8 protein-coding genes are annotated in these 7,906 nt (G+C 65.2%); 5 read left to right on the top strand and 3 right to left on the bottom strand.

The annotated features are described in order from the left end of the window. The first annotated feature begins 1,717 nt into the window (after positions 1-1,717). The 3 genes from KBY78_RS13985 to KBY78_RS13975 are packed head-to-tail and all read left to right on the top strand — an operon-like array spanning position 1,718 to position 5,003. Complete coding sequence (locus tag KBY78_RS13985) at positions 1,718-3,307, top strand: DUF4055 domain-containing protein (protein WP_255144094.1); 1,590 nt, start codon at positions 1,718-1,720, stop codon at positions 3,305-3,307. Between the two features lie 16 nt (positions 3,308-3,323). After that, positions 3,324-3,821 (top strand): hypothetical protein, encoded by a 498-nt coding sequence (locus KBY78_RS13980; RefSeq protein ID WP_255144093.1) that lies wholly within the window; start codon positions 3,324-3,326, stop codon positions 3,819-3,821. 3 nt (positions 3,822-3,824) lie between these two features. Continuing rightward, positions 3,825-5,003, top strand: a complete 1,179-nt coding sequence (locus KBY78_RS13975; RefSeq protein WP_255144092.1) for a LysM peptidoglycan-binding domain-containing protein — start codon at positions 3,825-3,827, stop codon at positions 5,001-5,003. Between the two features lie 13 nt (positions 5,004-5,016). Here KBY78_RS13975 and KBY78_RS13970 read toward each other — a convergent pair whose 3' ends face one another. Genes KBY78_RS13970 through KBY78_RS13960 form a run of 3 tightly spaced genes read right to left on the bottom strand, consistent with a single transcriptional unit; the run spans position 5,017 to position 6,490 of the window. Beyond that, the gene (locus KBY78_RS13970; protein ID WP_255144091.1) at positions 5,017-5,820 is read right to left on the bottom strand and encodes a DUF429 domain-containing protein; all 804 of its coding nucleotides are present in this window, start codon (positions 5,818-5,820) and stop codon (positions 5,017-5,019) included. Beyond that, positions 5,817-6,200, bottom strand: a complete 384-nt coding sequence (locus KBY78_RS13965) for a PIN domain nuclease (protein ID WP_255144090.1) — start codon at positions 6,198-6,200, stop codon at positions 5,817-5,819. The genes KBY78_RS13970 and KBY78_RS13965 overlap by 4 nt, the downstream gene beginning before the upstream one ends. Positions 6,201-6,202: 2 nt before the next feature. Then, the gene (locus KBY78_RS13960; protein ID WP_255144089.1) at positions 6,203-6,490 is read right to left on the bottom strand and encodes a type II toxin-antitoxin system VapB family antitoxin; all 288 of its coding nucleotides are present in this window, start codon (positions 6,488-6,490) and stop codon (positions 6,203-6,205) included. A gap of 58 nt (positions 6,491-6,548) precedes the next feature. Between KBY78_RS13960 and KBY78_RS13955 the strand changes: the two genes are divergently transcribed. Beyond that, positions 6,549-7,505, top strand: a complete 957-nt coding sequence (locus KBY78_RS13955; protein WP_255144088.1) for a hypothetical protein — start codon at positions 6,549-6,551, stop codon at positions 7,503-7,505. A gap of 19 nt (positions 7,506-7,524) precedes the next feature. Continuing rightward, positions 7,525-7,806 (top strand): hypothetical protein, encoded by a 282-nt coding sequence (locus tag KBY78_RS13950; protein WP_255144087.1) that lies wholly within the window; start codon positions 7,525-7,527, stop codon positions 7,804-7,806. Positions 7,807-7,906 lie beyond the last annotated feature (100 nt).

The raw sequence follows: 7,906 nt of genomic DNA, 5'->3' as shown, positions 1-7,906 counted from the left end.
GGTCACGGGCCTGCCCACCCCTTGCAACGCTGGCCGCTGAGCGGAACGTCTGAGGTGCGCGCTCAACCCCGGCTACGCCGGGGTTGAGGTCCCCAGGGATTTACACCAACACAGGGGACGCAAACCAGCAATCGGATCAGAAACGCTTTCTATTGCATCCGCAACTTGATCCGATAGTTGAATGTCAAATACGACTGCTCCCCACAGTGCCCATGCGATATCACCTCCATGCTGCAGACCAGAATGTCTGCATAAGATTGAGCTTAACGCGCGCTCCATCAATGGCTTGTCAACAGTACTGCCAGACTGCTTATGCTTATAGGTCACATACAGGGCTGTCTGAAGAGTGCCTGGGTCTGCTGCCGCCGTCTGAAATAGTAGACGCTGTAGAATTGTACTGGCAGCCCTAGTGTCTTCATCAGGGATCCGCCTTACTGCATATTTTAATACAGGATCCCCGGGAAATAGCCTTGCCAAGTCGAAGGCTTTACTAAAATATCGAATAAGTTGCGACTGTAGTGCATTGCCCCTTGGGGTCCCTATGGCAAACGATGAAAGTTCTTGAGCCCACGATGTATCTAGTGTGCTTGGAAGCTCGATTATTCGCGTCTTCCTTGGGTTAAGTTGCAATTCGAATTCTGCAAGTGAGTCCTGTAGGACATTGCGAGCATTTTCGGCCTCTGTAAATGTTCCAAAGACCAGCTCATAGTCATCAACGAATCGAAACCCCGTCAAAGCACCCCCTATTCTGTTTGCAACTAGATTATCAACAGATGCAAGCAGAGCTTCCCCAACTGGAATTGACGTATCCGGGCCAATTGGAATTCCGATAGTCTGGCCAGACTGTATATTTCGGCTAGCCAGGTCAAGAAGATTCCCGCACAGGGGAGGGCCGCCATTTGCTGAACGCCTAGTATTTCGATCCGCTTTTGCTGTCGCTTTGGTGTGAAGAGCCCATGGGATTGAATGGGTATATACGCTTCCATAAAAGTTTGTCACATCCGATTGAAGGACGTATCTGGCTCCCACCCTTTGCTCAGCACGTAGAATAGTTAGCTGATCAAGTGACGTCTGCCAAGTGATGGCTCTCGTTGAATCAGGCTTAGGAGCCGTTCTGGAAAGCGGAGATGAGTGACAGTGTCCCACTATATCGCTCCAGTGGGTGACGACCTGTTCTGCTAGCTTGATATAGTGCAATGGATTTGGTATCGATACAGCGCGATGAACCGAAGCGTATTTCGAGTACGAATAGCGGAGAGGGTATGAACTCTGCTGGCTTGAAGACAGGGGTAGATCGGCTAGGCTTTGCGCCAAGCTCGAAGATGAAAAGATGGGAGGGAGTTCTTTTGGGAGGTATCCCTTTTCAAGAAGTTGAAGCGTGGTTATAGCCAAGCTAGTCTCCTTCGAGTGGCATACAAATCGTACAGCTAACGCTTAATGGCGGACCCTCGTTAAGAGATAGCAGAGTCCTTCGTGGTCCGCATAAGAACCCGAAGTCATTTCGAGTGGATGTCTAGAACCGCTGCGCGGCAGACAATCCTGGGCAGGGAGCCCATCACGCCTGGTTCTTCACCGGACCCCCATGAGAACTCAATCCCTACGGCCTGGCCGACCTGCTTGCCCTGACACGCTCTGACCACAACCATGCAGATCCAGCATGGTCATTCATGTCGTCCATTGCTGCCACTGGCAATGGCTCTGACCCCACCAGCAGCCAGTGCCCACCACCCGCCGCCGCAGGGCAGCCACCCCCAGCAGCCCCACCCCCCCACCAGAGACGCAGCCCCACCCCCCTGCCTGGCCTCCCTGGCTGGAGCACCCCACCCTCTCCGGCCTGAGGGATCGCCTCCAGCTGGTCTACGACTGCTGGACTCTGCTCGAACTCCCTGACGGCACCAGCCGCCGGCCGGCGTACCTCCCCCGCGGCATCGAGGAGCCCGAGATCTGCTATCTCAAGCGCTTGGAAGCGGCCCGGCCCACCGGCTTCTACCGCGATGCCCTTCGCACCTACGCCGGGATGCTGTCCCGCCTGAGCTGGCACGAGCTGCCCGATTCGCTCAGCCGCGTGGCCACGGATGTGGATGGCCAGGGCGCCGACCTGGGGGTGTTCCTGTTCCTGGCCGACCTGCTCACCCTGCGGGATGGCGGCTGCCTGATCCTGCAGCTGCCGCCCCAGCACCGCTGGCCCTCAGAAGGGGACCGGCTGGAGGCCCTCGCCAAGGGGGACCGGCTCTCCCTGCCGCGGCTGCAGCTGGTCCCCAGGGGCGACCTGCTCAACTGGCGCCTACCCACCGATACCGCCAGTGCGGCTACGGCATCGGGGCCGGTGGAGATCGTCTGGCGGGAGCCACGCAGGCAGGCCCTGCCGCCCCGGTTCGCCAGCGGCAATGCGGCAGTGCCCACGGTCGTGATCGACGCCCACGGCGGTTTGGTGCCCGATCCGCAGGCCTGGCTCTATCGCAGCCTGTCGGTGACGGATGACGGCCTGGTGCTGCGCAGCTGGCAGGCCAATCCCAACCCAGCTGCTGCCGATGGCTACGAGGTGGTGCCGGTGGGTGAGCCTTCGCTGCTGCCCCAGCGCTTTGACCTGCCGGCCCTCTGGTACTCGGTGGATGGCACCGCCTTTGGCGAGGGCGATCTGCCCCACCTGGGCCTGGCGCACCAGTACCTCAACCACTACCGCTGCCGCAGCGACTACGAAGACCTGCTCTCCCGCACCGCCCTGCCGGTGGGTGTGCGCACGGGCCTGGTGGATGCCTACGGCTTCCGCCGCAGTGATGGGGCTCTTGGCTCGGGTTCGGCCACCGGCGGCGCAGAGGGCCAACGCCCGCAACGCCTGGTGCTCTCGACCTCCTCCTTCATGGACCTGCCCGAGGGCGCCAAGTTCCAGTGGGTGGAGATCGAGGCCCGATCGCTGGCGGAGCACCGGGCCTACCTGCAGCAGCTGGAGGAGGCGATGCGCCGCGACGCGCTGATCCCAACGGGTGGCCAGGGCCCAGCCCGCACCGAGCTGGAGATTTCGTTGACTGCCGGTCAGAGCTTTGCGGTGCTGCAATCCCTGGCTGGCCAGAAGAGCTCGATGCTCAGCACCCTGCTGCGCCAGTGGACCCGCCTCACTGGCGAAAAGCTGGCGGATCAACCGGCCTGCAGTGTGGAGATCTGCCCGCTGGTGCCGCCGCAACCGCCGCGCAAACCCCAGCCCTCGCTGCAGGAGTGGCTGGTGCTGCATGAGCGGGGGGTGATCGACGGCGCCGAGCTGCGCCAGCAGCTGGGGCTGGGCGAGCCCAACGGGACCAGTGGCGGCTGAGCTGGCAAGGGAGGGCATGACCCAGTCCTCCCCACCCACCTGCACCTGGCGCCCCGGTGATGCGGAGGCGCTGCGCATCGCCCTCTCCATACCGGTGACCAGTGCTGCCCTGGCGGCCCTGAACCGGGAGATGGCCCAGCTGCAGACCCACTACCCAACAGGGGTATGCACGGCCCAGGGCCATCTCGATGCGATCGCGGCGCTGAATGAGCAGCTGGCCGCACTGACGCCGGCGGAGGTGAACAGCCCGGTGCGGAGTCGGCGCAAGGGCGTGGCCGGCGGCGTCGTGCCCAACCCGCTGCCGCTGAGCAAGTTGGCGGTGGTGGAGTACGCCACCGAGCTGCTGCTGGAGGAAACCGAGAGCGAGTGGGACCCCGCGGGCCCCTCGCCGGCGGTGGTGCTGGGGAAACAGCGCAGCCAGCACATCGGCCAGCTGGCGCTGCTCCTGCCGCGGCTGCAGAACTGGCGCCAGTGCAACCCGGACCCGTTCCGGGGCGCACTGGTGCGGGGCTGAGCGATGGAGCAGCCCCTCTCACCGTTGAACCAGGGCCTCAACCCCCTGCGGGGTGCGCCGTTGTGGGGCCAGCTGGTGTCTCTTCCTGCAGCCACCCCGGGGATCGACAGCCGGGTGGCCCAGCAGGCGACCGCGCCTCTTTGGCTGGCGTTGCAGCCCTACGCCAATGCCCGCCTCTGCCTGTTTGAGGTGGACCGCCCCGAGAGCCGCAACCCGGTCCCCATTCGCCGGCACGTGATCGACTGCTTCCTGGAGCAGAGCGGCATCGTCAGCGGCTACAACGACACCTCTCTCACCGACCCGGGCGATGTGCTCCTGCGCGGCTACCTCTGCCGGGCGGCGATCCTGCCAGTGAGCACCAACAACACCTTCGACTGGTTGGCGGCCGAGCTCGATTGGGCCACCCCAGGCTTCCGCGACGAGGCTCCGCTGCCCTGGGACCCAACGCTGCTGGGCACGGTGCAGGCCCCCTGCCAGGGGGTGATGTGGCTGGGAAATCTGGCCCAGCTCTCGCCCCAGGGCGGACTGCCCAGTGGCGGCCGGGCCCAGTTCGCTGGCTGTCTGTTGCAGCACTTCGGGGCGGACTACGGCCCCGGCGGGATCGGCCTGCTGATCCAGCCACTGCTGGGGGAAGCCATCCAGCTGGTGCTCAGGCCCCACAGCGTGCTGGTGCTTCGCAGTGGCGACACCTTGAACCTGATCGCCGAGCGCTACGGCACCACCGTGGCCACCTTGCGGCGTATCAACCCTCAGCTGGAGAGCACCCAGAGCATCACCGCCGTTGAGGGTGATTCGTTGGCGGTGCTGGCTGGCCGCCATGGCACCACCGAAAGCAAGCTGCGCAGCCTCAACCCTGTGTTGCAGCAGAGCGAGGCCTACGTCACCGCCGAGGGCGAGACCCTGAGCAGCGTGGCCGCGGCCCAGCAGATCAGCCTGAGCCTGCTGCGCCAGTTCAACCAGGAGCTGAGCAGCTGGCCCAGCGAGGAACCGCTGCCGGCTGGCACCACCCTGCTGCTGCCCGTGTACCGGTCCACCACCCCGATTCCTGCGGGGTTGGAGCTGCTGGTGCCCGGTTATCTGCCCTCCACGCCCCTGCCGGCCGGGGAGTGGATCTATCTGCCGGCCCGGCGCTCAGGGGGCGTGGAGGATGACCTTGCCGATCTGCCATCGGCAGGGGCCTGACTGCAGCTGACTGTTAGTGCGGACACCAGATCGCGGCCGTGCTGTCGCCCAGGGCGCACGTGCGGCCGCGGAGATGCTCCATCGCCACCCAGGCGCAGACCAGCGCATCCAAGCTGTCCTCCCATGGCTTGAGCGCCGTCAACGTCGCCACCGCTGCGGGCTGCGGCAGAGGCAGTTTGATCGTCCCGATCTGCTGCTCCAGAGCGGTGTGAATCCGCTGAAAGTTGGCCAGGAGCTTCTCGATCCGCTGCCGGATTGAGGCAGCAGGCCAGTAGCGAGACGAGCGGTTCGCCTTGTAGGCCAGTCGGTAGTCGAGACCCAGCAGGGCGAGCAGGGCCACATGGGGATAGACCTCCAGCACCCCACCAGAGCTATGGCGAGGCGTTGCCGTGGTTTGCAGGGGGTGGCCCAGCTGCTCCAGCTCTGAGCGCAGCCCATCCGCCAGGGCCCCGGGTCTGGCGGTGGTGGGGCTGTGCACCGCGCAGCCCCGGCTGCCGTACTGGATGGAGACCTGCTGATCGGCATTGCGGCGGCCGCCGATGGGCTCGGTGGAGAGGGGCATGTCGATGGCGATCAGATCCACCGGCCTGCCCGCCAGGCGGGCGCTGGCACGCAGCAGTGTCCCCATCTCGGGTGGGCTGCCGCGGTGGCGGGCTTCCCAATCCACCGGGTGGCCGCCTGCACAGGCCAGAAAGCTGGCGTAACTGGGTGCCACTGCCAGGCAATGCCAGCGCTGACCCTGCTCCTGCACCAGCGCCACCCCGCTGGGCTGATGCGCAGTCCAGGCGGCATCAAGACCAAGCACGGTGCGGCTCATGCCGCCTCGAGCCCCAGGTGCTCGACATAGGGCTGAAAGTCGCGGCCTGAGAACAGCAGCGGCAGGTTGGCCTCAATGCAGGCGGTGGCGATGATCCCGTCGATCGTCTTGCGCACCGTGATCCCCTGGCGGCGCAGCGTTCTGTAGTTCTCGGCTGCCTTCCAGGCATTGCTGCCACCGAGCATGGGCAGCAACGCCAGGGAACGGAACAACTGGCGGGCGGTGGACACGTCGCGCTCGCTGCGGAAGCCCTGCATCACCTCCACAAGGATCAGGTCGCCGATCGCCAGCGGCGTCACCCCGAGCAAGCCATCCAGCCGCTCCACCTCAGGGGTACTCGCTCCATTGAAGAAATCGATCCAGACCGAGGAATCGACCACGATCACGGCTGATGCTCAGCTGCCTCGGTCTCACCATCCAGGCGTTGGGCCTCCAGATCCCCTTCCCAGCTGAGGCGCCCCCGGAAGGCGCGGATCTGGGCCTGCTGCTGCAACTTGACCAGGGTGCGCAGGCCGAGCTCGACAGCCTCCCGCTTGCTGCGGGCTCCACTGGCCTGCATGGCCTGCTTCATCAGGGCGTCGTCGATGACGATGTTGGTGCGCATGGGCCCCAGGGGTGATGTGTAAAGCGTAGGGCGGCTATACACATCCGGGGTCGGGCTGCCTGGCAACAGGAACTGCGAGCGCAGCCCGGACGGGGCGCCCGCAGCACCACAGCCGTGATGGGTGATGCCCTCCTCCTACTTCTCCTCTGATTCCAGCGTCGCCAACAGCGGCGCTGCTCCAGGTCCCATGGTCCCTCCTGGCCGATGGCAGACCTACCGCCAACAGCAGCAGGAACCCAACCAGGGCCCTACGGGCTCAGCTCCACCTGCCACCGACCCTGACCTGCTCGACAGCGACGGCGCCGCTGACGCTGGTCTGGATGCTGCCGACGGCGACGACGCCCTCGACCTCTCCCTGCCCCAGGACCCAGGTGTCAACGGCAGCGGCGACAACGACGACCCCCCTGCCGCTGCTCCCAGCAGTGCTGATCCCCTGCGCGCCGAGCGCCGCCGCAGCAACCAGCTCGAGAAGGAGCTGCGCAAGGCTCGCGCCCAGCTCTCGCGTTTCTCCGAGATCAACCCGGATGAGTACGCCCGCCTGCAGGACGCCGAGCGCAAGCGCGAGGAGTTCGAACGCCAGGTGGGCGAGCGTGAACGCCAGCTCAATGAGGCCAACCTGCGCCGGGTGCGCAGCGTCGAAAAGGAACGGGACGAGGCCCGCTCCCAGGTGCAGAACCTGCGCAAGGAACGGCTGATGGAGCGCCTCTTCTCAGAAGCGGAAGGCCGCGTTGGCGGCGACGAGCGGGGCACCTTCTTTGACACCTTCGTGACGCTCTGCGGCGGCCACTTCCAGCTGGGGGAGGTGGACGGCCGCGAGCGGCTGCTGCCGGTGGACGGCAAGGGCCAGCCCCTCACCGCCGATGGCGTGGCCCTCAGCGACGGCGACTACATGGAGGAGCTGCGCCGCCATCCGGTGTACAGCTTCCTGTTCCAGCAGCGGAGCGGCCTGTATTCGGCTGCTGTGCCTGAAACGGGCCATGAGCACGGCGGAGCGGTGAACCTGCAGACGCTGAGCACCGCCGAGCTCTATCTGGAGGCCGTCAAGGGCACCACCCCCAGGGCGGCTGCACCGCGGCGCTGATCACCCTGCCGGTAGAGCGATGGCCTGGTATCTGGTGTTCTGGCGCAACCGCTCCACCGCCACGGTGGTGCCGGCCGCCAGCGCCAGCCAGGCCCGCTCCCGTGCTCAACGCCAGCAGAAGAAGGGCTATGGGGTGATCGTGGCCGCTCGGCGCGCCAATCCCCAGGACAGCCAGCTCATTCGCCGTGGCGTCTGGGTGCGCCGTCGCCGTGACGGCAGCAGTCCTCAGTTCGGCAGTGCTCGCTCCAAAGCCAGGGCCCGGCGGCAGCGGAGTCAGGGCCTATTAAAAGTCTCAAGCTGAGGCCGGCTGTGGGCCTCCCTGACCATGGCAGCGCATCAGCCGCACCAGCAGCTCCACGTTGTGGCTGACGACACCTATCGCGTCAGCGATGGAATGGAAC

The organism is Synechococcus sp. EJ6-Ellesmere (genome assembly GCF_024345875.1).
In the GTDB taxonomy this organism is placed as follows: domain Bacteria; phylum Cyanobacteriota; class Cyanobacteriia; order PCC-6307; family Cyanobiaceae; genus Regnicoccus_A; species Regnicoccus_A antarcticus.
Note: the sequence above shows the minus strand (reverse complement) of the source record. Positions and strands in the feature narration are given on the sequence as shown.